Source organism: Streptomyces sp. NP-1717 (assembly GCF_022695985.1).
Classification (GTDB): domain Bacteria; phylum Actinomycetota; class Actinomycetes; order Streptomycetales; family Streptomycetaceae; genus Streptomyces.
Genome location: NZ_JAAPBF010000045.1, coordinates 13,726 through 39,073, shown reverse-complemented (window position 1 = coordinate 39,073; position 25,348 = coordinate 13,726). Strand labels below are relative to the sequence as shown.

Genomic DNA, 25,348 nt, shown 5'->3' with positions numbered 1-25,348 from the left:
CAACGGTAGGGCGTTGGGGGTTGGCAGGCGATGGTGGCGCGGCAACACAGAAGCAGGGGCGTGGCGATCGTCGCCGCCGCCGTGACGGCGGCGGGCGTGGTGGCCACGAGCACCGGTTGTTCCGGGAGCGAGGGCGCCGCGGCCGACGACCGGCCCCTCGGCGATCCGGCCGCGGTCCGCGGAGCGGCGGACGTCCTGGCCGAGGCGGGCAGCTCCAAGACCCGGACCTCGCTGGTGATGGCGACCGGCGGGACGCGCGTCACCATCAGGGGCGAGGGCGGTTACGACTTCCGCAAGCGGATGGGGCGGCTCTCGGTCGTGCTGCCGAAGGACCCGGCCGGCACGGACGAGCACCGGCCGATCGCGGAACTGCTGGCCCCCTCGACCCTGTACATGAAGAACCGGGGCGCCGGGGTGCCCGAGGACAAGTGGGTCATGCTCGACTCGACCACCCTCGACGACGGCAATCTGGTCACCGGCGGCGCGACCGATCCGCTGACCGCCGCCGAACTGCTGCGCGCGGCGAAGGACGTGGTCTTCCTCGGGGAGCAGGAGCTGGCCGGCGTCCGCGTCTCGCACTACCGGGGGGTCACCGACATCGAGCGGGCGGCGAAGCAGGCGGCGCCGTACGCGCGCGAGGCGCTGGCCGCGGCGGCGAAGGGGTTCGCGGACGACGTCGTGCCGTTCGACGCCTATCTCGACGAGGCGGGGCGGCTCCGCAAGGTCAGGCACCAGTTCAGCTACCCGAATCAGGGGCGTACGGTCGCCGTCGCCTCCACCACGCTGCTGTACGAGTTCGGGGTCGCCGTCGGGGTGCGGCTCCCCCCGAAGGACCAGATCTTCACCGGGAAGATCAAGGTGTAAATGGTCCGGACGTGCCATGCGCGCCACGTCTCACCCTCCCTACCCTAGGAAGCCGGCAGTCGACACCGCCAGGAAGACGACACCGGCAGGAAGAGGTGAACGCACGTGGGTCTGTTGCGCACGCCGACCGTCCAGGACCACGTGGCCCTCGCCGAGATCGAACTCTGCGGAGAGCTGATGATCGCGGCGTCGGCCGCGGACGGTGAGCGGCTCAGCCCGGCCCGTATCGACGAAGTGCTGAAGGTGGGCGTGGAGCGCGGCGAGAGATCGTCCTGCCGTTGAGCCGCGGGCCGGAGCAGGAGGCCGGAGCCGCAGACAGGACCGGAGCGCGGTGCGGCGCGGTGCGGCGTGGTGCGGCGTGGCGCGCTCCGTGAGCCCGCCCCTCAGGTACGCAGCAGGCGCGCGATCGCCTTCGTGGCTTCCTGCACCTTGTCGTCGATCTCGTCGCCGCCCTTGACCGCCGCGTCCGCGACGCAGTGCCGCAGATGCTCCTCCAGCAGCTGGAGCGCGAAGGACTGGAGCGCCTTGGTGGAGGCCGAGACCTGCGTGAGTATGTCGATGCAGTAGACGTCCTCGTCGACGAGCCGCTGGAGTCCGCGGATCTGGCCCTCGATCCGGCGCAGCCGCTTGAGGTGCTCGTCCTTCTGCTTGTGGTAGCCGTGCACACCGCGGTCGTGATCGGTGACGATCTCCTCGCCGACGGCGGTGGCGGTCGTGGCCGGGCCGGAGGTCGCGTCGCCGGTCGCCGCGCCGGCCGCCTCGGTGGTCGTCATGGCGTCCTCCTGGTGGGGTGTACGTGAGAGATGTCCGAAAGGGCGGTAAATACCCCAGGTAGGTATATGATACCCAGTCGCGCGCGTAGGGGCAGGGGCACGTCATGATCGTCGTGTCCTATGCAGCACACTGAATGACGCCGGTTAGCCGTGGCCGGATGATGCGCTTAGCATCAGCCTGACCGAATCCGATGTAAACCGAGGATCCCCCGTGCGCTTTCGTCTGACCCCCAGGGAGACGAGCTTCTACGACATGTTCGCCGCGTCAGCGGACAACATCGTCACGGGCTCCAAGCTCCTCATGGAACTGCTCGGAGCGGACTCCTCCGCCAGAGCCGAGATCGCGGAACGGATGCGCGCGGCGGAGCACGCGGGGGACGATGCCACGCACGCGATCTTCCACCAGCTGAACTCCTCCTTCATCACGCCGTTCGACCGCGAGGACATCTACAACCTCGCCTCGTCGCTCGACGACATCATGGACTTCATGGAGGAGGCCGTCGACCTGGTCGTCCTCTACCAGGTCGAGGAACTGCCCAAGGGCGTCGAGCAGCAGATCGAGGTGCTGGCGCGGGCGGCGGAACTGACCGCCGAGGCGATGCCGCACCTGCGCACGATGGACAACCTCACCGAGTACTGGATCGAGGTCAACCGCCTGGAGAACCAGGCCGACCAGATCCACCGCAAACTGCTCGCCCAGCTCTTCAACGGTAAGTACGACGCCATGGAAGTCCTGAAGCTCAAGCAGATCGTGGATGTGCTCGAGGAGGCCGCCGACGCGTTCGAGCACGTCGCGAACACGGTGGAGACGATCGCGGTCAAGGAGTCCTGAACCACGTGGACACCTTTGCCCTGATCGTGACCATCGGAGTCGCGCTCGGCTTCACGTACACCAACGGCTTCCACGACTCCGCGAACGCCATCGCGACATCGGTGTCAACGCGCGCGCTGACACCGCGCGCGGCGCTGGCGATGGCTGCCGTGATGAACCTCGCGGGGGCGTTTCTCGGCCAAGGGGTCGCCAAGACCGTCAGTGAAGGGCTGATCGCCACGCCGCACGGGCAGCGAGGGATGGGGATCCTCTTCGCCGCGCTCGTCGGCGCGATCGTCTGGAACCTGATCACCTGGTACTACGGCCTGCCGTCGTCCTCCTCCCACGCGCTCTTCGGCGGCATGGTGGGCGCGGCGCTCGCCGGCGGGACCGAGGTCATCTGGACCGGGGTGCTGGAGAAGATCGTCATCCCGATGTTCCTGTCGCCGATCGTCGGCCTGGTCATCGGCTATCTGGTGATGGTCGGCATCATGTGGATGTTCCGGCATTCGAACCCGCACAAGGCCAAGCGCGGTTTCCGGATAGCCCAGACGGTCTCGGCGGCCGGCATGGCGCTCGGACACGGACTCCAGGACGCGCAGAAGACGATGGGCATCGTGGTGATGGCGCTGGTCATCGCCGATGTCGAGGGGCAGGGCGACGAGATCCCGATCTGGGTGAAGATCGCCTGTGCGGTGATGCTCTCGCTCGGTACGTACGCGGGCGGCTGGCGCATCATGCGGACACTGGGCCGCAAGATCATCGAGCTGGACCCGCCGCAGGGGTTCGCGGCGGAGACGACGGGGGCGTCGATCATGTTCGGCTCCGCGTTCATCTTCCACGCGCCGATCTCGACGACGCACGTCATCACCTCGGCGATCATGGGCGTCGGCGCGACGAAGCGGGTGAACGCGGTGCGGTGGGGTGTGGCGAAGAACATCATCCTGGGCTGGTTCATCACGATGCCCGCGGCGGCGCTCGTCGCGGCGGTCAGCTTCTGGATCGTGAACCTGGCGTTCGGTTGAGACCGGTGGGGGCTGTCTTCGGCCGGGGGTCCGGGGGTTGTCCCCCGGGGAAGCACAGTTGGATCGTGAACCTGGTGTTCGGCTGAGCCGGGCGTTCGGCTGAGACCGGTGAGGGCTGCCTTCGGCTGAGACCCGGCCCCCGGCACAGGAATGGGCCCGCCCCCTGGGAGAGGGGGCGGGCCCTTCGCCTTGCGGTGGCACCGCCATGCAGCACCGCAGGACGGTTTGGGGCGCCGGTGCCTATCCGAAGCGGCCCGAGATGTAGTCCTCGGTCGCCTGCACGGACGGGTTGGCGAAGATCCGCTCCGTGTCGTCTATCTCGATGAGCTTGCCGGGCTGGCCCACGGCCGACAGGTTGAAGAAGGCCGTACGGTCCGAGACCCGCGCTGCCTGCTGCATGTTGTGCGTCACGATGACGATCGTGAAGCGCTCCTTCAGCTGGCCGATCAGGTCCTCGATCGCGAGCGTGGAGATCGGGTCGAGCGCCGAGCACGGCTCGTCCATCAGCAGGACGTCAGGCTGGACCGCGATCGCGCGGGCGATGCACAGGCGCTGCTGCTGGCCGCCGGAGAGACCGGAACCGGGCTTGTTGAGGCGGTCCTTGACCTCGTTCCAGAGGTTGGCGCCCTTGAGGGACTTCTCGACGACGTCCGCCAGCTCGTTCTTGCGGTACTTGCCGTTGAGCCGCAGGCCGGCCGCGACGTTGTCGAAGATCGACATGGTCGGGAACGGGTTGGGCCGCTGGAAGACCATGCCGACCGTGCGGCGCACCGCGACCGGGTCGACGTTGGCGCCGTACAGGTTCTCGTCGTCCAGCAGGACCTTGCCCTCGACGCGGCCACCGGGCGTGACCTCGTGCATGCGGTTGAGGGTGCGGAGGAACGTGGACTTGCCGCAGCCGGACGGGCCGATGAAGGCCGTCACGGAGCGGGGCTCGACGGTCATGGAGATGTCGTCGATCGCCCGGTGGTTGCCGTAGTACGCGGTCAGGCCGCTGACGTCGATTCGCTTGGCCATCTTCAATCACTGCTTTCTGCGTGACCCCGCTCGGCGGAGCCGGATTTCGGGGCCTCAGCGGCCGGTCTTGGGAGCCTTCCAGCGGGCGATGCCGCGGGCCACCAGGTTGAGGAGCATGACGAAGGCGATCAGGACGAGTGCCGCGCCCCAGGCGCGCTCGACCGAGGCGCTGGTGCCGACCGCGTACTGCTCGTACACGTACAGCGGCAGTGACGACTGGGCGCCTTCGAACGGGTTCGGGTTGATGAGCTTCGTACCGAAGACGAGCAGCAGCACGGGCGCGGTCTCGCCGGTGATGCGCGCGATGGCGAGCATCACACCGGTGGTGATGCCACCGATCGCGGTCGGCAGGACCACCTTGAGGATCGTGCGCCACTGGGGCACGCCGAGCGCCAGCGAGGCTTCGCGCAGTTCGTTCGGGACGAGCTTCAGCATCTCCTCGGTGGAGCGGACGATCACCGGCATCATCAGGATCGACAGCGCCAGGGCGCCGGCGAATCCGGAGGGGCCGAAGCCGAGCATCAGGTTCCACGTCGCCAGGATGAACAGACCGGCGACGATCGACGGGATGCCGGTCATCACGTCCACGAAGAAGGTGACGGCGCGGGCGAGCTTCCCGCGTCCGTACTCGACGAGGTAGACGGCGGTCAGCAGACCGATCGGCGTGGCGATCACCGCGGCGATGGCGACCTGCTCGATGGTGCCGAGCAGCGCGTGGTAGATGCCGCCGCCCTCGTCCGTGTCGAGGAGGCCGCTCATCGAGTGGCTCAGGAAGTACCCGTCGACGACCGAGGCGCCCTTGCTGACGGTGGTCCAGGCCAGCGAGAGCAGCGGGATGACGGCCAGGACGAAGCAGACCCAGACGAGGCTGGTCGCGACCTGGTTCTTGCCCTGGCGGGCGCCTTCCACCTTGGCGGTGATCAGATACGTGGAGCCGATGAAGATCAGCGCGGCGAGCAGGGCCCACTGGACCTCGCTCTCCAGTCCGGCCGTCTCACCGATCAGCCAGCCCAGCGCCAGGGAGCCGGCGGCGATGGCCAGGGGGGCCCAGCGCGGCATGCGCGCGTGCGAGAGCGAGCCCTGGGGCTCGGCGACCGCGGGCCGCTTGTCCTGAAGCGTGTGGCTCATGCGTTGGCCCCCGAGTACTCCTTGCGGCGGGCGATGATCGCGCGGGCCGCGCCGTTGACCAGCAGTGTGATGACGAAGAGGACCAGACCGGAGGCGATCAGCGCGTCGCGGCCGAAGCCGTCGGCCTCGTTGAACTTCGCGGCGATGTTCTGCGCGAAGGTGCCGCCGCCCGCGTCGAGCAGATGGCCCGAGAAGAGGAAGCTCGGCGACAGGACGACCGCGACGGCCATCGTCTCGCCCAGCGCGCGGCCGAGGCCGAGCATCGAGGCGCTGATGATGCCGGAGCGGCCGAACGGCAGGACCGACATCCGGATGACTTCCCAGCGCGTGGCACCGAGGGCCAGTGCGGCCTCCTCGTGCATCTTCGGCGACTGGAGGAAGACCTCACGGATGACGTTGGTGATGATGGGGAGGATCATGATCGCCAGCAGGATGCCCACGGTGAACAGGTTGCGGGCGATTCCCTCGTTCGTCTTCTCGAAGATGTACGTCCAGGCGAAGTACTCGTTCAGCCACTTGTTGAGGCCGTCGAGGTACGGGACGAGGAAGACGGCGCCCCACAGGCCGTAGATGATGCTCGGTACGGCTGCCAGCAGGTCGACCAGGTAGGCGATCGGGGCGGCGAGCCTGCGGGGCGCGAAGTGCGAGATGAAGAGCGCGATGCCGATGGCGACCGGGACGGCTATCACCATGGCGATGATCGAGCTGACCACGGTGCCGAAGGCGAGTACGGCGATACCGAAGGACCGCGGGTCGCCCTGCGGGTTCCATTCGAAGGTCGTGAGGAAGTTCGTCTCGTCCTTGGAGATCGCGAGCATCGCGCGATAGGTCAGGAACGCGGCGATGGCGGCCATGATGACCAGCAGGGTGATGCCGGAGCCCCGGGACAGGCCCAGGAAGATCCGGTCGCCGGCCTGCTTCTTGCCCTTGGGCGTGCCCTGGTCCTCGAGCGGTGGCGGTGGTGGGGGGCTGGTGGTTGCGGCTGCTGTATCCATCGTTTCTCCGGTCTGCGGAGCCGGATCGCGGCTCCTGGCGGCGGTGCACCGGAAGACGTGGCCGGTCCCGCTCGGCGGGACCGGCCACGTCCGGGGGTCAGGACAGGGTGGGGACGATCTCGCGGACCTTGGCCGCGATCTCGGTCGGGAGCGGGGCGTAGCCGGCCTCGCTCAGGACCTTCTGGCCCTCGTCGCTGACGGTGTAGTTGAGGAACGCCTTGACGCTGGGCAGGGTCTCGGCCTTGTTGCCCTTGTCGCAGGCGATCTCGTACGTCACCAGGATGATCGGGTAGGCACCCTCGGCCTTGGTGGCGTAGTCGAGCTCCAGCGCCATGTCGTTGCCGGTGCCCTTGACCTTGGCGGCGGCGATGGCCTTGGAGGCGTTCTCCGTGGTGGCCTCGACCGGGGCGCCGGCGCCGGTGTCGACCTTGACCGTGGTCAGGTCGCTGGCGGTGGCGTAGGAGAGCTCGAAGTAGCCGATGGCGCCTTCGGTGTCCTTGACGCTGGAGGCGACGCCGGAGGAGCCGCTGGCGGCCTGGCCGCCCTTGGCCTCCCACGACTTCGAGCTGTCGTCGTAGTTCCACTCGGCCGGGGCCGCGGCCTTGAGGTACTTGTTCAGGTTCTGCGTCGTGCCCGACTCGTCCGAGCGGTGGAACGCCTGGATCGCGGTGCCCGGCAGCTTCGCGTCGGGGTTGAGGTCGGCGATCGCCTTGTCGTCCCACTTCTTGATCTTCGAGTCGAAGATCTTGGCGAGGGTCTGGGCGTCCAGGACGAGGCTGTCGACACCCGGCACGTTGAAGCCGATGGCGACGGGGCCGCCGACCATCGGGAGGTTGATGCCCTTGCCGCCCTTGCAGATCTTCTCGGAGGCGGTGACTTCCTCGGGCTTCAGCGCGGAGTCGGAGCCGGCGAAGGCGACCTGGCCCTGCGTGAACTTGGTGATGCCACCGCCGGAACCGATCGGCTGGTAGTTGATCTCGACGCCCGCACAGGCCTGCTGGAAGTTCTTGACCCAGAGGTCCATCGCGTTCTTCTGGGCACTCGATCCGGCGGCAAGGACCTGGCCCTTGGCGTCGTCACACTTGATGTTCGAGGCGGCGGCGGCGGTCTTGTCGCCGGAGCCGGTGCTCTCCGTGTTGTCGTCCGAGCCGCACGCCGTGAGAACCAGGGCGCCGGAGACGGCGAGGGCACCGAGCGCGGTGGCGCGCAGCCGGTTCTTGCGCTGAAGCTTCACTTCGGGTGTTCCTTCCAGAAGCCGCCTGTGTGCGTATGAGCACTTCTACGGCGGCGTGCGTCGAGGTGGTGGGTCCGGCGGTGTGCCGGTCACCGTGTAAGGCCGAAATTAGGCAGATCAGGTGAAGCCGCTGACGGATGGGAGTGAACGGGAGGTGAACCGTGACGGACAGCCTGGTGCGGCTCCGGCCGTGATCGGGGCCCGACACGGCGTGCCCGCCGAGAAAGTGCGCCCGATGGTGTCGGGGGTCGCGAACCGGACGTATCTCCTCGGCCAGGCCCTGGTGCTGCGGATTCCGCGTACGGAGGCGTTCGTCGCCGACCTGGTGAAGGAGGCGGCGGTCATTCCGGTCGCGCGGGCCGCCGGGGTGCGTACGCCGGCGCTCGTCACCTTCGACGACAGCCGTACGGACGCGGACGTGCCGTACATGGTGCTGGAGCGGGTGCCGGGGGTGGACCTCGCGGGCGTCGACGGGAGCGGCGCGGGCGCGGAGGGCGTCTTCCGGGAGGTGGGACGGGAGCTGGCCCGGCTGCACCGGGTGACGCCCGGGGCCGTCGGGGAGCCGGCCGGTGTTCCGGTGGAGTACGACCCCGACGCCGGGGCCCCGCACCGGCTGGTCGGCCTGCTGCTGGCGGACGGCATGCTCGACGCGGAGGCCGCGCGCTGGCTGCGTGGCTGGTTCGACCGCCTCGCGGAGCGGATCCCGGGCGCGTTGCCGCACGTCCTGGTGCACGGTGACATCGCTCCGCAGAACCTGCTCGTGGGGCGCGAGCCGCTCGCGCTCGCGGGGATCGTCGACTGGGGTGACGCGATGTGGGCGGACCCGGCGGTCGAGTTCGCCAAGACGCCGCTGTGGGGTGTCCCGGCGATGCTCGACGGCTACCGGGAAGGCGGCGGCGCGGGCGCGGACGACGGCTCGTACGCCGCACTGGAGGCCCGCGTCCTGCGCTACCACCTCACCTGGGCACTCGCCCGGCTGCGCGCCCCCGCCCCGGTGCCGGGCGAGCGCCACTGGACGGCGCCTCCCGCCTCGCGGCTGCTCGGCGTCCTCCGGTTCTTCGCCTCCTCGCCGCCGGGGCCGTGGCCGGACCTCGCGTAACCGTTGGCGGGCGGCGGACTGAATTACATCCGGCTTCCAACTTCCTCCTATGGGATGGCCGTTGAGGAGCGCTCACACTCGAAGAAGCCGGAGCCGAAGCTCCGCAACCGACGGGGGTGGGCGGCGGGGCCCGGCTCCGGTGAGGGTCGTCGGCCGAGTGGAAGAAGGCATGTGATGGGGGTTGCGCGAGAGGGAGTACGTGTCGGCAAGTGGATCGTCGGTGGAATCGTCGCGCTGGCGGTTCTGGGTGTGACCGCCACGTTCGTCTTCGGGGGCGCGGGCTGGATCACCGCGCCGTTCCGGGGGGCGGCCGAGGAGCGGGAGAACACCGTCGGGTCGGGCGCCTTCCGGCAGTCGACCTACCAGGAGTTCTTCGATCTGTGCGAGGCCGCGCAGAACGCCGAGGGGACGATCGAGGCGCTCAGGCAGGAGCGGGGATCCGCCTCGGCGGCCCGGAAGGCGCAGATCGACCAGTCCGTCATGGCGCTGACGGCGTCGCGGACCGAGTCGGTCAACGAGTACAACTCGAAGGCCGCCCAGGAGCACCGCGCGCCCTTCCGCGACCGCGATCTGCCGTACCGGCTGGACGCCGATGACGCCGGCACCGTCTGCGCCAAGTGACGACCATCCCCGGGAAAGGGGGCACCACACCATGAGGACGATCACGCGAATCTGCGCGGCTTCCGCCGCGCTCGTCCTGGGGCTCGGCCTGACCGCCTGCGACGACGACTCCAGCCAGAGCAAGGAGACCAAGGCCAAGCAGCGCAACTACGACCGGCTCGTGGCGAACCAGCCCGCAGGGAAGATGGAGTACTCGCCGACCCGCGAGGCCATCAACCAGTGGGTGAAGACCTGGGGCAAGCGGGGCAAGCTGAGCTACGTCTACATCCAGAACGCCAAGGGCGAGTACGGGTACTTCGTCATGAAGGGCCTGCCGGTCGCCCGCTGCGAGATGCTCACGCCGACGGAGAGGGTCGACTCCTCGTCCACCGGCAAGGTCGTCGTGGCGCTGCCGGGTATGGACGGCGTGTACTCGGCGGGCTCGATGTGCAACGCCTACTACGGCTTCGACGCCACGACGGGCGCGTACATCGAGTTCACGGTCGGGACGAACCAGTCGTTCTTCCTGTTCGACAAGCCCATGACGATGCCCGAGTACGCCAGCGCCGAGCAGCTGGGTCCGACGTCCGTGGAGCAGGTCAAGGACTGACCGCGGGGGCGCGCGTCATGACTCCGGCGCGCTCCTCGCGGGCAGCGAGTCCAGCAGTGCGTCGATCAGCAGGCGGTCGCGGGGCTGGGTCAGACGGGTGCGGGCCGTGGGCGGGGGAAGCCAGAGGACGCGGTCCACCTCGTCGTTCGGCGAGAAGGTGCCGTCCGTCGCCTCGGCCGCCCAGTAGACGACCTGCTTGGGGCGGCCGTTGGCCAGGTAGCTGACCGTGCCGAGCCGGGCGCCGGGGGAGCAGTGGTGACCCGTCTCCTCCAGGACCTCGCGCAGCGCCCCCGCGAGGGCGTCCTCCGCGTGCTTCAGCTTGCCTTTCGGATGGGACCAGTCGTCGTACTTCGGCCTGTGGACCAGGCAGATCTCCGTACCGTCCGCCGAGTAGGGCGACTTCCGCCAGAGCACGCAGCCCGCCGCCAGGACCGTGCGCGCACGGGCGCCGGCGCTCCCGCTCATGGCGCGGTCACCGCCGTCCGCTGCCAGATCCGCTGGAACTCGTAGCGCGCCGCCTCCACTTCGAGGCGCTGGTCCGCGTGCAGCACGCCGAGCGCGTACGCCGTCGCCGGGGCGATCCGTGGTGTGCGGGCCGCGTTGGCCGCGGCCGCCGCCGCCTCCGCCGCGTCGCGGTGGCGGTCCAGGGCGCGGCCCGCCTCGGCGAGCACCGGGTCCGGGGGGCCGCCGCCGGGCCGGACCTCCTGGGCGTACCGGTGCAGTCTGAGCAGCAGCCGCACCTGGTGCCACGGGGCGTCCTGGGCCTCGCCGTCGGAGGGGGTGGCCAGCCCGTGGACCAGGGCCTCCGCGTTGTACGGGTGCGCGGCGCGCGTCAGCGGCAGCGCGGACACCGCGTCGAGCAGTCTGCGTTCGGCCGCGCCGCGGGGCGCCGCCAGGATCTCGGCGGCGGGTGCGCCCGCGACGGGCGCCAGCGGTACCTCGGAGGCCAGGACGGCGACGGCGTCGGCCACCGCGTGGAAGCGGGACGAGCCCAGGGCCTGGAGCGCCGCCGAGTGCGACCGCGTGCGCGCGAGCGTCAACTGCCGCTCCAGCAGCGCCCCGGCGCGCGACGCCCCGACGGTCAGCGCGCCCGCGGCCGCCGAGCCCTCGCCGCTACGGGCGGTCGGCACCGGCCCCGACCCCGACAGCCGCGCCAGCGCCGACACCAGCCGGTGCAGCCGCGCCGTGCACGCGTACTCCTGCGCGAGCGTGCCCGACAGCCAGCCCAGTTCCGTACGGAGCTGGTCCGCCCACGCCGGGTCCAGCAGCACCCGGAACGTGTGCAGGCTGCCCCCGATGCGCCGCGCCGAACAGCGCAGCGCCGTCGCGGCCTCCGCCGCCGCCGCGGTGTCCGAGCCGCTCTCCCCGTACAGCCGCAGACTGCGCAGGAACTCCGCGCAGCGGGCGTTCAGATACCCGGCGAGCACCTGCCCCGCCGTCGCCTCGAAGGCGTCGTCGGGGTGGGCGGGACGGTCGGCACGGTCCGGATGTGCCGTACCGACCGAGCCGGCGGTCTCTGCTTCATGGTGCTGCACGCCGGCGCCTCCGGGCGTCAATGAGCATTTCCTGTACGTGCCTGAGCGGCTGCCCGTCCGCGTCGACGGAGTGCCGGGTCCAGTTGCCGTCGCCGCCCAGATGCCAGGATGCGGTGGTGTCCGCCATGCCGGTCTCCAGAAGCCTGCTGATGGACGCGCGGTGCGCCGGGTCGGTGACCCGTACCAGGGCCTCGATACGGCGGTCGAGGTTGCGGTGCATCATGTCGGCGCTGCCGAACCACACCTCGGGCTCGCCGCCGTTGCCGAAGGCGAAGATCCGCGAGTGTTCGAGGAAGCGCCCGAGGACGGAGCGCACCCTGATGTTCTCCGACAGGCCGTGCACGCCGGGGCGTACGGCGCAGATGCCCCGCACCCAGATGTCCACGGGCACGCCCGCCTGCGCCGCGCGGTAGCACGCGTCGATGACCGCTTCGTCGACCATCGAGTTGACCTTGATGCGCACATAGGCCGGGCGGCCCGAACGGTGGTGCGCCGCTTCCTTGTTTATGCGGGTGATCAGTCCGTCGCGCAGTGACTTGGGTGCGACGAGCAGCCGCCGGTAGGTCTCGCGCCGCGAGTATCCCGACAGCCGGTTGAAGAGGTCGGAGAGGTCGGCCCCGACGTGCGGGTCGGCCGTGAGCAGGCCCAGGTCCTCGTACAGCCGGGCCGTCTTCGGGTGGTAGTTGCCGGTGCCGACGTGGCTGTAGCGGCGCAGGGTCTCGCCCTCCTGCCGGACCACGAGCGAGAGCTTGCAGTGCGTCTTGAGCCCGACCAGCCCGTACACGACGTGGCAGCCGGCCTCTTCGAGCTTGCGCGCCCACTTGATGTTGGCCTGCTCGTCGAAGCGGGCCTTGATCTCGACGAGGACCAGGACCTGCTTGCCCGATTCGGCGGCGTCGATCAGCGCGTCGACTATCGGGGAGTCGCCGGACGTCCGGTACAGCGTCTGCTTGATCGCCAGCACGTCGGGGTCGCCCGCCGCCTGCTCCAGGAAGGCCTGGACGGAGGTGGAGAACGAGTCGTACGGGTGGTGCAGCAGTACGTCGCGCTCCCGCAGCGCCGCGAAGATGTCCGGCGCGGACGCCGACTCCACCTCGGCGAGGTCGCGGTGCGTGCCCGCGATGAACTTGGGGAACTTCAGCTCCGGCCGGTCGAGGGCGGCTATGCCGAACAGACCGGTCAGGTCCAGCGGTCCCGGCAGCGGGTAGACCTCGGCGTCGGAGACCTTCAGCTCACGGACCAGCAGGTCCAGCACGTACGGGTCGATCGACTCCTCGACCTCCAGGCGCACCGGCGGGCCGAAGCGGCGCCGCATGAGCTCCTTCTCCAGCGCCTTGAGGAGGTTCTCCGCGTCGTCCTCCTCCACCTCCAGGTCCTCGTTGCGGGTGACCCGGAACATGTGGTGCGCCAGGACCTCCATGCCGGGGAACAGCTCCTCCAGGTGCGCCGCGATGACGTCCTCCAGGGGGACGTACCGCTGCGGGGACGCCTCCAGGAAACGCGTCAGCAGCGGAGGCACCTTGACGCGGGCGAAGTGCCGGTGGCCGCTGACGGGGTTGCGGACGACGACCGCGAGGTTGAGGGAGAGGCCCGAGATGTACGGGAAGGGGTGTGCGGGGTCCACGGCCAGCGGCGTCAGGACGGGGAAGATCTGCTGCCGGAAGAGGGTGAACAGGCGTGCCTGCTCCTTCTCCGTGAGGTCGCCCCAGCGGATCAGGTGGATGCCCTCGTCGGCGAGCGCGGGGGAGACGTCCTGCTGGAAGCAGGCGGCGTGCCGGGCCATGATCTCCCGCGACCGGGTCCAGATCAGGTCGAGCACTTCGCGCGGCTGGAGCCCTGAGGCCGATCGGGTGGCGACGCCGGTCGCTATCCGGCGCTTCAGGCCCGCGACACGGACCATGAAGAACTCGTCCAGGTTGGACGCGAAGATGGCGAGGAAGTTCGCCCGTTCGAGTAGCGGGGTGGCCGGGTCCTCGGCCAGCTCCAGCACGCGTTCGTTGAAGGCGAGCCAGCTGCGTTCGCGGTCGAGGAAGCGGCCCTGGGGCAGCTCGCCGCCCTCCGCGTCGCCGTCCTGGTCGTACGAGTCGAGGTCGGCGTCGAGGTCGGGCTCCAGATCGGAGACCGCGGCGGCGACCGTGTGCGGCCGGTGTGCGGCGATGGACCCGACGGACGGCTGCGGGTGGACCGGGCTCTCGGCAGGCTGCTGGCTCATACCTCCATTGTTCCGCGCCGAAGGCAGGACAGGCGCGTCGGAGCCGGCGGGGGCGAGACGGAACCTGCCGTTCGGCGTGGGGGGCACAGCGGGCTGCATTCCGAGAGGGTCGCAACCCCGTCTGAATGGCCGGTAACGGCGACATGACGTGCAGGGAAGCGGGGCGGGGCTCCACGGGGTCGGGGGGCCGGGCGGGACACGACCTTGGGACGGTTGTGCGAGGTGAACGTACAGATGAACGGACGGGGTCCGGCCGGAGAGGCCGGGGTCCCGTCCGCCCACCTGCCGCGGACGGGACCCCGGCGCCTGTGCCCGGGGGTCAGGCGTGCCGCCGCCCCAATACCTTGAACGCGGCGAAGACGCACGCGGCGGCCAGGGCGAGGACCATGCCGGTCTCGACGAGCTGGAGGGGCCAGAAATGCGACTCGGGGTGGTACTCGTAGAAGTGTGTGACGGCCGTGCGGGTGGTGCCCGGTTCGCACGGAGACTTCGAGAAGCCCGTGTCCAGGCACTGCTGGTAGGTCATCCGGCTGCCGTCGGCGAGGACGACGCCCTCTCGTACGATCCAGGGATCGGACGACGCCGTGAAGGGGTTCACCTCCGCGCCCCCTTCTGCCTCGACGACCGGCCACAGGTAGGGCCGCACCCAGGCGAAGAACAGCGAGACTCCCCCCGTGGCGGCCACGCCGACGGCCGTCGCCAGGAGGGTACGGCGCAGGATCACGGCCGCGAGCGCGCCGACGGCGACCGCCAGCAGGATGTAGCCGACAGCGGTCACCCCGAGGGCGGGGTAGACCTCGCGATCGCTCCAGGACCGGGCCATGGACAGGAGCGGGTCCTCCTGGCTGCGGGCCCTGCTCCAGCGGAAGGTGGCGGCCAGGAGGACGGCACCCGCCGTGGCGATCGCGGCGACGCCGACGAGTCGGACGGCGAGCCAGCGGGCGGGCGAAACCGACTGGGTCCACGCCAGCCGGTACATGCCCGTTTGCAGCTCACGGGCGATCAGCGGGCCCGCGGTGAACGCGGCGACGAGCAGCGCCAGCAGGACGGTGGCGCCCCCGACGTAGTTCTCCGCCCAGCGGAACCAGCCGCTCGCCGCCGTACTTCTCTCACACCCCTCGCCGCAGCTCACCACCGCCCCCGCCGAGCCGAGCCAGACGCGGGCCGCCACCACGCAGCCGACGCTCAGCACCGCCAGGAGCAGCGCCGTCCACAGCGCGGGGCGGTGCTGGCGTACCGCGACCCAGGCCGGGCCGCGCAGTCCGGTGCGGGCCGGCGGGGCCGGCGCGGGCGCCGGTGGCCGTTCGAGAAGCGCGCTCATGCCGTCACCGCCGCGCGGTCGTCGTGCTCGGCGCTCGGGGTGAGCAGGTCGGGGGCGCCCTCGGAGCGCAGATGGGCGAGCAACAGCTCCTCCAGGGAAGGGGGTGAGGTCTGCCAGTCGGTGCCGACCGGTCCGTCGGGGCGGATCAGCGCGGTGAGTTGGCGGCCCGTGGTGCGGGCCTCCACGACCGTGTGCGGGGCCAGGTCGCGTACGGGGCCGGTGACCAGCCGGTGCGCGGTCAGCAGGTCCTCGGTCTCGCCGCCGAGGCGGATCCGGCCGCGGTCGAGGAGCAGGAGGTAGTCGCAGGTGCCCTCCAGCTCGGTGAGGATGTGGGACGAGATCACGACGGTGGTGCCGTGCGTGGCGGCCTCGGCCATGAGTGTGCCCATGAGCTGGTGGCGGGCGAGCGGGTCGAGGTCGGCCATCGGCTCGTCCAGCAGCATGAGTTCGGGCCGCTTGCCCAGTGCGAGCGCGAGGGCGACCCGGGTGCGCTGGCCGCCGGAGAGTGTACGGACGCGTACGCCGGGGTCGAGCCGTCCCCCGGCGACGATGCGCTCGGCACCCTCCTGGTCCCAGCGGCCGGGGTTGAGCTCCTGCCCCATGCGCAGGGTGTCGCGGATGGTCAACTGCCCGTAGAGGGGCTTGTCCTGGGCGACGTACGCGATCCGTTCGCGGGCGGTCGCCGGGTGCTCGCCGAGGACGCGGACGCCTCCCTCGGTGGCCGGGAGCAGTCCAGCCGCCTGGGCGAGCAGGGTGGACTTGCCGGCGCCGTTGGGACCGACGAGGGCGCAGATACGGCCCTGCGGGATCCGGAAGGAGCAGTCGCGCAGGGCCCAGCGGCCCTTCCTCCGGTAGCGCTTGCCGAGGCCGGTCGCCTCGATCGCCGCGGCGGTCATGAGTGTTCCCCCTGCTTCCGGTTCGTGTGCGGGACGTGCGTGTCGGGGCGTTCGTCGACGACGGAGGTGAAGAGCGCCGTCAGGTCGTCCTTCTCCAGCCCTCCGGCGCGGGCCCGTTCGGCCCACGCGGCGAGTTCGGCGCGGAGTTCGGCGCGCAGCGGGCTGTCGGCGGCGCCGCCGCCGAGGGTGCCGCGTACGAAGGTCCCCAGTCCGCGGCGTCCTTCGGCCAGGCCCTCGCGCTCCAGTTCGCGGTAGGCCTTGAGGACGGTGTTGGGATTGATGGCCGTGGCTTCCACGACCTCGCGTGCCGTGGGCAGTTTGTCGCCGGGTTCCAGCAGGCCGAGGCGCAGGGCCTGTTTGGTCTGCTGGACGATCTGGAGGTACGTGGCGACACCGCTGCGCCGGTCGATGCGGTATTCGATCACCCGCAAGCACCCTTTCGCTAGGGAAGTAGTGAAAGCATGGAATGAAGAAGGGGCGGTGTCAACTTCACCGCCCCTCGGGGTGCTTGGCGAGCGCCGGACGCCGGGCCTACGACTCCGTCCGATACATGAGGTCCACCTCGTGCGTCACGAAGCCCAGCCGCTCGTACACCGTCACCGCCGCCGTGTTGTCCGCGTCGACGTAGAGCATCGCGGTCGGCAGGCCCAGCGACGCCAGGTGCCGCAGGCCGATCGCGGTGAGCGCCTTGCCGAGACCGCCGCCCTGCGCGTCGGGGCTGATGCCGACGACGTACACCTCGCCGAGCTGTTCGGCGGCGTGCACCTTGGTCCAGTGGAAGCCCACGAGCCGGCCGTCCCGCTCGGCGAGGAAGAAGCCCTTCGGGTCGAACCACGGCTCGGCCTCGCGGTCGGCGAGATCGCGCTGGGTGAGTCCGCCCTGCTCCGGGTGGTGCGCGAAGGCGGCGGCGTTGACGGCGAGCCAGGCGGCGTCGTCCTCGCCGGGTACGAAGGTACGGACGGTGACACCGTCGGGCAGGACCGGCTCGGCGATGTCCAGCGGCTCCAGCGGCCGCCGCAACTGCCGCAGTTCACGGAACATGCTCAGCCCGAGCACCTGCGCCAGATGCCGGGCGGCGGACTTGCCGCCGTGCGCCCACACCCGCAGCCGCTTCCCGGACGCGGCGAGCAACGCGGCCCCCAGCGCCCGCCCGTGCCCGCGCCCCCGCTGCGACGGATGCACCACCAGCTCGGCGGCCGGAGCCTCGACGGGATCGGTGTCCTCCAGCTGGGCGTACCCCAGCAACTCCCCGCCGACGGTCAGCAGAAAATGCCGCACCCCGACCCTCGGCCCCCCGCGCAACTGCAGCCGCCCCTGCTCGGAGACGGCCTGCACACCGTCGGAACGGGCCGCGTCGTCGAGCAGCGCGAGTACGGCCCGTGCCTGCTCAGGGGTGATCTCGTCGAGGGTGTCGATCTGCCGGCCCGGGTCGAGGGCTGCCGTATCAGTCATGCGTCGAGGGTACGGCGCGCCCACGCGTTCGCCCGGATTCGGGATTCCTCATTTACGGGCGGTCGTTGTCCGCCGGAACTCTTCGGCGCCCACGGTGATCGGGTACTGCCGCCCGACGCAGGTGTCACGTCGAAGTTGTGGGCCGCGGCTCCCTGGGCGAGGTGCGGCTCCTCGCGGATCACGGTCGTCGGACGGTTCCGGGATCAGCCGTTGTGGACCGCGTGCCGGACGTGGAAGTCCGGCTCGAAGCAGGTGGCGCACTTGCTCATGAGGACGACGATGCGGCCCCAGGGCAATTGGCCAACAGCTTGTTGGCCAATTGACTCCGGCCAGGTACGGGCCGTCCGCCGCATGTGGTGAAGGTTGCTGCGGCTGAAGCCGCGCTGGTTGGAGATCCGTGCGGTGACGTTCCTGCGTTGATTTGTCCGCCGTACGGGTGATACGCGAAGACCACCCCTTGACGGATATTGGCAACCAGGTCGTAACCAGAACACCCCTGTTGCTCTACGCGCGTGGACTCTAGGCTGCCGCTCGCAGCTGTTCCTCCTCACACGGAACTTACAAGCGGAAGCAACAAGGGGACCGATGTCAGCGACACCGCAGAAGAACCGCGCGGCCCGGCGGGCGCTCGCCGCCGTGGCCGGACTTGCCACACTGGGCGCACTCGCCGCAGCCGCGCCCGCCGCCGGGGCGCAGGGGCATGGTCACGGGCACGGGCACCCCAAGCCCCGCACCGTCGATGTCCAGCTGCTGTCCTTCAACGACCTGCACGGGAACCTGGAGCCGCCGGCCGGGTCCGCGGGCAATGTGAACGAGATCCAGGCCGACGGCACCGTCAAGGCCGTCCCCGCCGGTGGTGTCGAGTACCTGGCCTCCTCGCTGCGCACCGCGCGCAAGGGCAACCCGTACTCCATCACCGCCGCCGCCGGTGACATGGTCGGCGCGAGCCCGCTGCTGTCCGGGCTGTTCCACGACGAGCCCACCGTCGAGGCGCTCAACAAGATCGACCTCGACGTCAGCGCCGTGGGCAACCACGAGTTCGACGAGGGCTCCGCCGAGCTGACCCGCCTTCAGAAGGGCGGCTGTCACCCGACGGAGGGCTGCTTCGAGAAGGGCAAGAAGTTCAAGGGCGCCGACTTCCCCTACCTGGCGGCCAACGCCACGTACGAGAAGACCGGCAAGCCGGTCCTCAAGCCGTACACCGTCTGGAAGAAGAACGGCGTCAAGGTCGGCTTCATCGGCGTGACCCTGGAGGGCACCCCGAACATCGTCACCGCCGAGGGCGTCAAGGGCCTGAAGTTCCACGACGAGATCGAGACCGTCAACAAGTACGCCAAGGAGCTGGACCGCCAGGGCGTCAAGTCGATCGTCGCGCTGATCCACGAGGGCGGGGCCCCCGCCTCCGACTCGTACAACTACGACTGCGACAGCCCCGGCCCCGGTGACGGCATCTCGGGTCCGATCGTCGAGATCGCGAAGGGCATCACGCCCAAGGTCGACGCGCTGGTGACGGGCCACACCCACCAGGCGTACGCGTGCACCGTCCCCGACCCGGCCGGCAACGACCGCATGGTGACCTCGGCGTCGTCGTTCGGCAAGGTCTACACGGACACCACGCTCACCTACGACCTGCGGACCAAGGACATCGTCCGTACGAAGGTGAAGTCGGCCAACCACGTGGTCACCCGTAACCAGGCCAAGGCCCAGGACATGACCGACCTGATCGCGCGCTGGAACAAGACCGCCGCGCCGATCGCGGGCGCGCCGCAGGGCTTCATCTCCGCCGACATCAACGGCCGCGGCTCCACCGCGCCGGAGAAGCCGCTCGGCAACGTCATCGCGGACGCGCAGCTCGCGGGCCTGTCCCCGGCCGACAAGGGCGGCGCGCAGGTCGCGTTCATGAACCCGGGCGGTATCCGGGCGGACCTCGTGTACGCCGCGTCGGGCAGCGAGGGCGACGGTGTGGTGACGTACGGCGAGGCGTTCACCGTGCAGCCGTTCACCAACATGATGAACGTCGTCGACCTCACCGGCGCGCAGCTCCTCACCGCGCTCCAGCAGCAGGTCAGCGGCGCGAACGAGGCGTCCCCGAAGATCCTCCAGGTCTCGAAGGGCTTCACCTACACCCTGGACATGACGAAGACGGGCGCCGCCCGGATCGTCACGGACTCGGTCAAGCTGAACGGCGAGGCGCTGGACTCGGCGAAGACGTACCGCGTCGCGATGAACGAGTTCCTCGGCGGCGGCGGCGACGGCTTCCCGGTCCTGGGCCAGGGCACGAACAAGCTGGTCGGCGCGTCCGACCTGGACCTGTTCAACGCCTACCTGGCGGCGAACTCCTCGGCGACGGCGCCCCTGGCGCCGCCGGCGACCGACCGGATCACGGTCGTCAAGTAGTCACCGGTACTCCCTGACGGAGGGCGGCGGGACGGATGCACCGTCCCGCCGCCCTCCGTCTTTTCGCAGGCCCCGGCTCCGTCTACGGCCGGGGTCCGAGCCGGGCCGTGAGTTCGTCCAGATCGGTCACGAACCAGATGTCCCGGCCCCGGTTCGCCTCCCGTGCGAGGTCCCGCAGCGCGGTCCCGGTCCGCAGATGGTGCGAGATGTCGCCGACGACGGCCAGCCGGAGCCGGTAGTTGGCCAGCTTCTGGAGGATCGCGCCGGCGACACCGCTGCTGAGGTCGTAGAAGCGGTCGTCGAACCGCCCGGCCGGGACCGCGACCAGCTCCGCGCCCTGGAAGGCCGCGCCCACGAGGTGGTCGAGCGCGTCCTGCTCGGTGGCGATCGTGGCGCCGTCCGCGTCGCAGACCAGTACCTGTACGCCGTGGTGCTCCACGAGAAGATCAGGCACGGTCGTTCTCCCATCCTTCGGAGGGCAGCAGGTCGTTGCCCGGCCCGAGCACACTGTCGATCAGGTTCAGCAGGTCGGCGGTCTCGGCGGCGTTGCCGAGGATCACGAGCTTCATACGGGCCCGCTCCTGGTCGTAGACGGTCTGGATGCGCAAGGAGTGCGCCTGGCCCCGCGCGGACTGCGCGCTCGCCGTGACGAAGGTGCTCAGCCGGCTCGCGGCGTCCGGGCCGACCGAGTCGATCTGCACGATGCTCGACACCTCCAGATGCCGCCCGCGCGGAACGCCAGCCGCCGCCGAGCCCTCGGTCTCCGGCTCCGGGGGACCGGTCAGGGCCTCGAAGTCCGCCCGGCTGATGCGGTACTGCTTGCCGATCCGTACGGCTTTCAGCCGCCCGTCACGCACATAGTTCCGCACGGTCCGCACATGCAGCCCCAGCAGCTCGGCGACCTCGCCGACCGAGTACAGCTGACGCTCTCCGCTCTCCATGGGTATGAATACTACCTCAACCTACCCTTGTCGATCCTCAATGAGGAAAATAGGGAGTGATGCCGACCTGTGCGGGGGTCCGCTTGAACGCCGTCACCGCCGGGGCGGCCGCTCCTTGTGGGTCAAACGACCGACACACTCGATGACCGGGCCGGGCTAATGTTCCCGTCGTACGGGCCTGTGACGTCCGCGGTGCTGATTCTCAGCCGCCGAAAGATTGTTTGCATCCGGTACGGAAAATCCACGCTCAATCACGGGGGAATTTTCATGCAGGGGTGCGGGGACGGCTTATGGAAAACGCATCCGTGATGTCGGCAGTTGCCATCACCATGCTCACGGGCGCGCCTGCCGGCGCGGCTCCCGCCCGGTCGATCGGAATTCAGAATTCCGGTATGCGCACCGACTGAACCATCGTTTCGTCGTACGACGACGGGTTCGGCCACGCGAACTCAGGACCATCCGCTCCGGCGACATGACCTGCGCTTTCCCGTGCGAACCGCAGGTATGCCGGTGCCGAAGCCGCGAGGATCCCCGGCGCGAGGGGACGCACACGCCGGTGCTCGTGCGGCGCCCGGAAAAGCGCGAGGCGCCTTATGGTCCCGTCTCGGAACGTGCTGTCGGACTGAATCACTTACCGCAACACGAGGTGCGGGCATTCCGGCCCCGGCCGGGCCGGCCCGATCGATTCCGAAGGGGACGGACGCGCCGACCGCCGCCGTATGGCAAGCGGTGCCCACGGTTCGGGTTGCACCATTTCATCTCAGCCGCGTCAGCGGCTCGCACAGAAGGAACAACTCCCTTGCGGAAAATCAGAACAGCCCTGGTCGCTCTCGGCGCCGCGGCCGCGGTCGTCGGGGGCGTCCTGGTCGGCGCACCCACCGCCCAGGCCGCGCCCACCTGGAGCACCCACGACAAGAACTGCGAGACCTTGACGGGTCTCGACGCCGAGAGCCTCGGTTCGGTCTGCGCGGAGGTGCAGAAGCGCGTCACCGACGCCGGCTCGGTCAACGGTTACCGCGCGAGAGTCACCGTCACCCCCGCCGCGGGTCAGTGGATGAAGCCGACCACCTATTCCTGGAGCTCGGACGGTGCTCTGAGTCAGGTCTGCTCGGGCGGCTGCGCCCAGCAGAGCTCCGCGTGGACCTCCGAGTGGTCTCCGGTCAAGACCACCGCGGGGACGTACGTCGTCCGGGGCGAGCTGCCCGGCGGCTCTCTCTTCGACGTCGGTGCCTCCTGGAGCGACTGGGCACAGGTCGCCAAGCAGTGCGCCTCCTACGCCGCCGGCAAGTTCTGTGTCTACCGGCATGAACGCGGCTACCGGACCACCATGCAGGAGCGCGGCAAGCTGACGGTCGCCCCGGCCGCCGGGGCGTGGATCGAGCCGCGGTGGGTGCGGGTCGGCACCGTCATGAACGGCACCGACACGTACAAGACCGCCGACCTCTGCGACCCGTCCTGCACCCGGCGCACCACCAGCTGGTCCACTACCGTCAGCCGGACCATCCCCGGTCTCGCCAGCCCTTTCCAGCTTTACGCGTCCGCCCAGGTCAAACTCCCCTCCGGAGAGACAAGGACCCTCAAGGCCTCGCTCTCCAGCTGACCTCGACACCACCGCGGGGCCAGGCGGACGGCTGCCGGTCGCACGGGTTAGTCTCGCCGCCCGGTCGCGCATGTCGCGGCCGGGCGGTACCCGTCCCCCGGCATCCGGTGCACACCGGCGGACGGAGGTTTCTCAGCCGTTCAGGTGCGCCGTGCCCGTGCCGCCCATACGGTGCGCTCCGTGCGCACCGTCAGGTCCTCGCGGCGCGCGACGCCGTGCGGGCTCTCGGTGTCGAGCAGTCGGTCGAGGGCGGCCAGGTCTTCGGCCGGGAGCATCTCGGCGACGCCGCCGCGGAGGCGGCGCAGGCTGCCGAGGGCGTAGCGGCCGACCGCCTCGGTGTGGGGCGGGCCGATGTCCACGGTGACGGTGCGTTCGCCCTCGACGGTGAAACCGGCGGCGGTCAGCTTGGGCCCCCAGTCGGCGCCCCGGTGCGGCATGTGCTCGGCGTGGTGACGGTCGAGCGCCGCGTGGCAGCGTTCTTCGAGGCCGGGCCGCTCCGCCGGGGCGTCGGCCGGCAGGAATCGCGGGAAGCCGGCCAGTTCGACGACGGCGAACAGCCCACCCGGCGCGAGGGTGTCGTGGACCTGGCGCAGGGTGCGGTCGGGGTCGGCCATGTGGTGCATGGAGGCCGAGGCCCAGACGAGGTCGGGCGTGCCGAGGTCGGGCCAGCCGGTGTCGAGATCGGCCTGAACGGTACGCACGTGGTCTGCCACGCCCTCGGACCCGGCCTTCTCGACGAGTCGGCGCAGATGGGCGGCGGAGGTGTCGACGGCGGTCACCTCGGCGCCGGGGAAACGCTTGAGCAGGGCGAGAGTGCCGGCTCCGGTCCCGCTGCCCAGGTCCACGATGTGCCGGGGGGCTGCTTCGACGGGCAGCCACGCGGTGATGGACGCGGTGTGCCCGGCGAGGACTTCCGCGTCCAGGTCGAGGATCTCCGCCTGGTCGTCGTCGGCGCCGTGCCGGTGCTCGGGCTCGTGTCCGTGCCCATGTCCGTGCCGGTGCTCGTGCTGGTGCGATGTGGGTGTCATGAGACGCACGCTAAGTGGATCGACGGCGCCCGGCGCCGCCGCTTTCCGAACGCGCAAGACATTGGCTCCGCGCGCTGCCGCACGGGCAAGCGGCCCTACGGCGGCGTGGCCGTACCGCTCTGGTGCCCGCGCCGGGCGTCGCGGTCGAAGATTCCCAGGACCTCGCACGGGCCGCCCTCCGCGCCGATGGCGTGCGGAAGCATGGTGGGGAACTCCGCCGCCTGATTGGTCTCCACCCGGAAGCGGCGGTTGCCCAGCAGCAGGATCGCGGTGCCGGAGAGGACGACGAGCCATTCGTGGCCGGGATGGGCGCGCATGCGCGAGGGGTTGTCGGGCGGCGGATCCGTCATCCGCTGACGGATGACCGTCAGGTCCGGTGCCGCCCGCACGGGCCACCGCATCTGCTGGTGGGCCGCGTCGATCGTCGGGCTGGAGATGACGTCGTCCGCGGCCGTCTCGACGAGCTGGTCGAGCGAGGTGTCCAGGGCGCGGGCGAGGGTGACGAGCTGATCCAGGGCGAGCCGGCGCCGACCGGTCTCGATCCTGCTGAGCGTGGACGGACTGAGCCGCGCCCGGGTGGCCAGTTCGTCGAGGGACCAGCCCTGCGCCACCCTCAGGGCGCGGATCCGCTTGCGTACGAGGCTGTCCAGCTCACCGTCTTCTTGCGTCATAGGCAATACCTTATGCCTTGTGCGCAAAGCGTGCTTACGGTGAAGGCACACAGGGCCACCCAGGGCCCGCCCACCACCAGGAAAGGCCACGCACATGGCTGTGAGAACTGCTGACAACGCGTACGACGCTGTCGTGATCGGCGGAGGCGCCGCCGGACTGAACGGCGCGCTGATGCTCGCCCGCTCCCGCCGCTCGGTCGCCGTGATCGACAGCGGTACGCCCCGCAACGCACCGGCCGACGGCGTGCACGGCCTGCTCGGCCAGGAGGGCGTACCGCCGGCGGAACTGCTGCGCCGGGGGCGCGAGGAAGTGCGCGGTTACGGCGGGACGGTCGCGACCGGCGAGGTGACGGACGCCGTCCCGGCCGACCCGTCCGCCGAGGGCGACCCGCGCTTCACCGTGACGCTGGCCGACGGCACCGTACTGCGGGCGCGCCGCCTGCTGGTCGCCACCGGGCTGCGTGACGTACTGCCCGACGTCCCGGGGCTGGCCCGGCACTGGGGGCACGGTGTGGTGCACTGCCCGTACTGCCACGGCTGGGAGGTACGCGACGAACCCATCGGGGTCCTGGCGGTGGGCCCGGCCTCCGTCCATCACGCCCTGCTGTTCCGGCAGTTGACCGACGACCTGGTCTACTTCACCCGCGGCACGGAGCTGGACCAGGAGACCCGCGCGCGTTTCGACGCCCGCGGCATCCGCGTCGAGGAGACCCCCGTGGCGTCGGTCGAGTCGGCCGAGTCCACCGGCGGCGGCGACGGCGGTGCCATCGAGGGCGTGCGGCTGACCGACGGCCGGACCGTTCCCCGCCGGGTCCTCGCGGTCGCGACCACGATGCTGGCCCGCACCGACGGCCTCGACGGTCTGAAACTGCCGATGGAGGATCTGCCGGGCGGCATGGGCCGGCACTTCGCTACCGGCCCGGCGGGCGCCACGTCCGTCCGGGGTGTGTGGGTGGCGGGCAACGCCACCGACCCGGCCGCCCAGGTCGGAGCCTCCGCCGCGGCCGGCGCCCTGGCCGGGGCGCGCATCAACGCCGACCTGGTGACCGCCGACACGGACGCCGCGCTCGCGGCCGCGCTCGTCCTCGACCCCCGGACGGGCCGGGGATGAGCCCCACCCGGCGCGCTCCGACGCCCGT

27 protein-coding genes are annotated in these 25,348 nt (G+C 70.4%); 10 read left to right on the top strand and 17 right to left on the bottom strand.

All coding sequences use genetic code 11. The annotated features are described in order from the left end of the window. Window positions 1-30 precede the first annotated feature (30 nt). Together GXP76_RS12875 and GXP76_RS12870 are read left to right on the top strand one after the other, a co-directional pair. On the top strand, window positions 31-864 hold the full coding sequence (locus tag GXP76_RS12875) for a hypothetical protein (protein WP_242571638.1): 834 nt from the start codon (window positions 31-33) through the stop codon (window positions 862-864). Between the two features lie 105 nt (window positions 865-969). Further along, a complete protein-coding gene (locus tag GXP76_RS12870) occupies window positions 970-1,146 on the top strand; it encodes a hypothetical protein (RefSeq protein ID WP_242571637.1) in 177 nt (58 codons plus the stop codon). 101 nt (window positions 1,147-1,247) lie between these two features. On the opposite strand, the gene GXP76_RS12865 is transcribed toward GXP76_RS12870, so the two are convergent. Next, window positions 1,248-1,637, bottom strand: coding sequence for a metal-sensitive transcriptional regulator (locus tag GXP76_RS12865; protein WP_242571636.1), 390 nt, complete (start codon window positions 1,635-1,637; stop codon window positions 1,248-1,250). A gap of 211 nt (window positions 1,638-1,848) precedes the next feature. Here GXP76_RS12865 and GXP76_RS12860 point away from each other — a divergent pair, with 211 nt between their 5' ends. Together GXP76_RS12860 and GXP76_RS12855 are read left to right on the top strand one after the other, a co-directional pair. After that, window positions 1,849-2,469 (top strand): DUF47 domain-containing protein, encoded by a 621-nt coding sequence (locus tag GXP76_RS12860; RefSeq protein WP_052582416.1) that lies wholly within the window; start codon window positions 1,849-1,851, stop codon window positions 2,467-2,469. 5 nt (window positions 2,470-2,474) lie between these two features. After that, window positions 2,475-3,473, top strand: coding sequence for an inorganic phosphate transporter (locus GXP76_RS12855; RefSeq protein ID WP_242571635.1), 999 nt, complete (start codon window positions 2,475-2,477; stop codon window positions 3,471-3,473). A gap of 240 nt (window positions 3,474-3,713) precedes the next feature. On the opposite strand, the gene pstB is transcribed toward GXP76_RS12855, so the two are convergent. The 4 genes from pstB to pstS all read right to left on the bottom strand — a co-directional run bounded on the left by pstB (window position 3,714) and on the right by pstS (window position 7,847). Next, complete coding sequence (gene pstB / locus GXP76_RS12850; RefSeq protein ID WP_242571634.1) at window positions 3,714-4,490, bottom strand: phosphate ABC transporter ATP-binding protein PstB; 777 nt, start codon at window positions 4,488-4,490, stop codon at window positions 3,714-3,716. Window positions 4,491-4,544: 54 nt separating this feature from the next. Beyond that, window positions 4,545-5,618 carry a phosphate ABC transporter permease PstA gene (pstA, locus tag GXP76_RS12845; protein WP_242571633.1) on the bottom strand — a complete coding sequence of 358 codons (1,074 nt, stop codon included), beginning with the start codon at window positions 5,616-5,618 and terminating at the stop codon, window positions 4,545-4,547. Next, the gene (pstC, locus tag GXP76_RS12840; RefSeq protein ID WP_242571632.1) at window positions 5,615-6,613 is read right to left on the bottom strand and encodes a phosphate ABC transporter permease subunit PstC; all 999 of its coding nucleotides are present in this window, start codon (window positions 6,611-6,613) and stop codon (window positions 5,615-5,617) included. Before pstC ends, pstA begins: the two co-directional genes overlap by 4 nt. A 97-nt stretch (window positions 6,614-6,710) precedes the next feature. Beyond that, window positions 6,711-7,847, bottom strand: coding sequence for a phosphate ABC transporter substrate-binding protein PstS (pstS, locus tag GXP76_RS12835; RefSeq protein ID WP_242571631.1), 1,137 nt, complete (start codon window positions 7,845-7,847; stop codon window positions 6,711-6,713). A gap of 235 nt (window positions 7,848-8,082) precedes the next feature. Between pstS and GXP76_RS12830 the strand changes: the two genes are divergently transcribed. The 3 genes from GXP76_RS12830 (at window position 8,083) to GXP76_RS12820 (ending at window position 10,156) form a co-directional block, all read left to right on the top strand. Further along, complete coding sequence (locus GXP76_RS12830; RefSeq protein ID WP_242571630.1) at window positions 8,083-8,946, top strand: phosphotransferase family protein; 864 nt, start codon at window positions 8,083-8,085, stop codon at window positions 8,944-8,946. Window positions 8,947-9,120: 174 nt separating this feature from the next. Further along, window positions 9,121-9,567, top strand: coding sequence for a hypothetical protein (locus GXP76_RS12825; RefSeq protein WP_242571629.1), 447 nt, complete (start codon window positions 9,121-9,123; stop codon window positions 9,565-9,567). Between the two features lie 31 nt (window positions 9,568-9,598). Further along, window positions 9,599-10,156, top strand: coding sequence for a hypothetical protein (locus tag GXP76_RS12820; RefSeq protein ID WP_242571628.1), 558 nt, complete (start codon window positions 9,599-9,601; stop codon window positions 10,154-10,156). A 15-nt stretch (window positions 10,157-10,171) separates the two neighbouring features. On the opposite strand, the gene GXP76_RS12815 is transcribed toward GXP76_RS12820, so the two are convergent. The 8 genes from GXP76_RS12815 to GXP76_RS12780 all read right to left on the bottom strand — a co-directional run bounded on the left by GXP76_RS12815 (window position 10,172) and on the right by GXP76_RS12780 (window position 18,066). Further along, window positions 10,172-10,621 carry an NUDIX hydrolase gene (locus GXP76_RS12815; RefSeq protein ID WP_242571627.1) on the bottom strand — a complete coding sequence of 150 codons (450 nt, stop codon included), beginning with the start codon at window positions 10,619-10,621 and terminating at the stop codon, window positions 10,172-10,174. Further along, the gene (locus GXP76_RS12810) at window positions 10,618-11,712 is read right to left on the bottom strand and encodes a CHAD domain-containing protein (protein WP_374360816.1); all 1,095 of its coding nucleotides are present in this window, start codon (window positions 11,710-11,712) and stop codon (window positions 10,618-10,620) included. The genes GXP76_RS12815 and GXP76_RS12810 overlap by 4 nt, the downstream gene beginning before the upstream one ends. Beyond that, window positions 11,678-13,903: an RNA degradosome polyphosphate kinase gene (locus tag GXP76_RS12805; protein WP_242571626.1), complete on the bottom strand. Its 2,226-nt coding sequence runs from the start codon at window positions 13,901-13,903 to the stop codon at window positions 11,678-11,680. Before GXP76_RS12805 ends, GXP76_RS12810 begins: the two co-directional genes overlap by 35 nt. A gap of 319 nt (window positions 13,904-14,222) precedes the next feature. After that, on the bottom strand, window positions 14,223-15,224 hold the full coding sequence (locus tag GXP76_RS12800) for an ABC transporter permease (protein ID WP_242571625.1): 1,002 nt from the start codon (window positions 15,222-15,224) through the stop codon (window positions 14,223-14,225). Then, a complete protein-coding gene (locus GXP76_RS12795; RefSeq protein ID WP_242571624.1) occupies window positions 15,221-16,120 on the bottom strand; it encodes an ABC transporter ATP-binding protein in 900 nt (299 codons plus the stop codon). The genes GXP76_RS12800 and GXP76_RS12795 overlap by 4 nt, the downstream gene beginning before the upstream one ends. After that, window positions 16,117-16,545 (bottom strand): GntR family transcriptional regulator, encoded by a 429-nt coding sequence (locus GXP76_RS12790; RefSeq protein ID WP_242571623.1) that lies wholly within the window; start codon window positions 16,543-16,545, stop codon window positions 16,117-16,119. The genes GXP76_RS12795 and GXP76_RS12790 overlap by 4 nt, the downstream gene beginning before the upstream one ends. A gap of 106 nt (window positions 16,546-16,651) precedes the next feature. Continuing rightward, window positions 16,652-17,572, bottom strand: coding sequence for a mycothiol synthase (gene mshD, locus GXP76_RS12785; protein WP_242571622.1), 921 nt, complete (start codon window positions 17,570-17,572; stop codon window positions 16,652-16,654). 203 nt (window positions 17,573-17,775) lie between these two features. Next, window positions 17,776-18,066, bottom strand: a complete 291-nt coding sequence (locus GXP76_RS12780) for a DUF1016 N-terminal domain-containing protein (RefSeq protein WP_308354127.1) — start codon at window positions 18,064-18,066, stop codon at window positions 17,776-17,778. Window positions 18,067-18,157: 91 nt separating this feature from the next. On the opposite strand from GXP76_RS12780, the gene GXP76_RS12775 reads away from it, so the two are divergent. Beyond that, window positions 18,158-19,969 (top strand): bifunctional UDP-sugar hydrolase/5'-nucleotidase, encoded by a 1,812-nt coding sequence (locus tag GXP76_RS12775; RefSeq protein ID WP_242571620.1) that lies wholly within the window; start codon window positions 18,158-18,160, stop codon window positions 19,967-19,969. 82 nt (window positions 19,970-20,051) lie between these two features. Here the strand turns inward: GXP76_RS12775 and GXP76_RS12770 are convergent, their stop codons facing one another. Further along, complete coding sequence (locus tag GXP76_RS12770) at window positions 20,052-20,423, bottom strand: DUF4180 domain-containing protein (RefSeq protein WP_242571619.1); 372 nt, start codon at window positions 20,421-20,423, stop codon at window positions 20,052-20,054. After that, window positions 20,416-20,910, bottom strand: coding sequence for a helix-turn-helix domain-containing protein (locus tag GXP76_RS12765; RefSeq protein WP_242571618.1), 495 nt, complete (start codon window positions 20,908-20,910; stop codon window positions 20,416-20,418). The genes GXP76_RS12770 and GXP76_RS12765 overlap by 8 nt, the downstream gene beginning before the upstream one ends. Before the next feature lie 799 nt (window positions 20,911-21,709). Here GXP76_RS12765 and GXP76_RS12760 point away from each other — a divergent pair. After that, window positions 21,710-22,510, top strand: coding sequence for a hypothetical protein (locus GXP76_RS12760; RefSeq protein ID WP_242571617.1), 801 nt, complete (start codon window positions 21,710-21,712; stop codon window positions 22,508-22,510). A 140-nt stretch (window positions 22,511-22,650) separates the two neighbouring features. Here the strand turns inward: GXP76_RS12760 and GXP76_RS12755 are convergent, their stop codons facing one another. Both GXP76_RS12755 and GXP76_RS12750 read right to left on the bottom strand, forming a co-directional pair. Continuing rightward, a complete protein-coding gene (locus GXP76_RS12755; protein ID WP_242571616.1) occupies window positions 22,651-23,538 on the bottom strand; it encodes a trans-aconitate 2-methyltransferase in 888 nt (295 codons plus the stop codon). A gap of 95 nt (window positions 23,539-23,633) precedes the next feature. Then, window positions 23,634-24,209: a helix-turn-helix domain-containing protein gene (locus tag GXP76_RS12750; RefSeq protein WP_242571615.1), complete on the bottom strand. Its 576-nt coding sequence runs from the start codon at window positions 24,207-24,209 to the stop codon at window positions 23,634-23,636. 94 nt (window positions 24,210-24,303) lie between these two features. On the opposite strand from GXP76_RS12750, the gene GXP76_RS12745 reads away from it, so the two are divergent. Further along, entirely contained in the window at window positions 24,304-25,320 is a 1,017-nt protein-coding gene (locus GXP76_RS12745; protein ID WP_242571614.1) for an NAD(P)/FAD-dependent oxidoreductase, read from the top strand. Window positions 25,321-25,348: the final 28 nt, after the last annotated feature.

Coding starts and splice junctions, on each gene's coding strand:
- GXP76_RS12875 (WP_242571638.1), top strand. CDS start 31: ATGGTGGCGCGGCAACACAGAAGCAGGGGCGTGGCGATCGTCGCCGCC.
- GXP76_RS12865 (WP_242571636.1), bottom strand. CDS start 1,637: ATGACGACCACCGAGGCGGCCGGCGCGGCGACCGGCGACGCGACCTCC.
- pstB (WP_242571634.1), bottom strand. CDS start 4,490: ATGGCCAAGCGAATCGACGTCAGCGGCCTGACCGCGTACTACGGCAAC.
- pstA (WP_242571633.1), bottom strand. CDS start 5,618: ATGAGCCACACGCTTCAGGACAAGCGGCCCGCGGTCGCCGAGCCCCAG.
- pstC (WP_242571632.1), bottom strand. CDS start 6,613: ATGGATACAGCAGCCGCAACCACCAGCCCCCCACCACCGCCACCGCTC.
- GXP76_RS12830 (WP_242571630.1), top strand. CDS start 8,083: ATGGTGTCGGGGGTCGCGAACCGGACGTATCTCCTCGGCCAGGCCCTG.
- GXP76_RS12825 (WP_242571629.1), top strand. CDS start 9,121: ATGGGGGTTGCGCGAGAGGGAGTACGTGTCGGCAAGTGGATCGTCGGT.
- GXP76_RS12820 (WP_242571628.1), top strand. CDS start 9,599: ATGAGGACGATCACGCGAATCTGCGCGGCTTCCGCCGCGCTCGTCCTG.
- GXP76_RS12815 (WP_242571627.1), bottom strand. CDS start 10,621: ATGAGCGGGAGCGCCGGCGCCCGTGCGCGCACGGTCCTGGCGGCGGGC.
- GXP76_RS12805 (WP_242571626.1), bottom strand. CDS start 13,903: ATGAGCCAGCAGCCTGCCGAGAGCCCGGTCCACCCGCAGCCGTCCGTC.
- GXP76_RS12800 (WP_242571625.1), bottom strand. CDS start 15,224: ATGAGCGCGCTTCTCGAACGGCCACCGGCGCCCGCGCCGGCCCCGCCG.
- GXP76_RS12795 (WP_242571624.1), bottom strand. CDS start 16,120: ATGACCGCCGCGGCGATCGAGGCGACCGGCCTCGGCAAGCGCTACCGG.
- mshD (WP_242571622.1), bottom strand. CDS start 17,572: ATGACTGATACGGCAGCCCTCGACCCGGGCCGGCAGATCGACACCCTC.
- GXP76_RS12775 (WP_242571620.1), top strand. CDS start 18,158: ATGTCAGCGACACCGCAGAAGAACCGCGCGGCCCGGCGGGCGCTCGCC.
- GXP76_RS12765 (WP_242571618.1), bottom strand. CDS start 20,910: ATGGAGAGCGGAGAGCGTCAGCTGTACTCGGTCGGCGAGGTCGCCGAG.
- GXP76_RS12755 (WP_242571616.1), bottom strand. CDS start 23,538: ATGACACCCACATCGCACCAGCACGAGCACCGGCACGGACATGGGCAC.
- GXP76_RS12750 (WP_242571615.1), bottom strand. CDS start 24,209: ATGACGCAAGAAGACGGTGAGCTGGACAGCCTCGTACGCAAGCGGATC.
- GXP76_RS12745 (WP_242571614.1), top strand. CDS start 24,304: ATGGCTGTGAGAACTGCTGACAACGCGTACGACGCTGTCGTGATCGGC.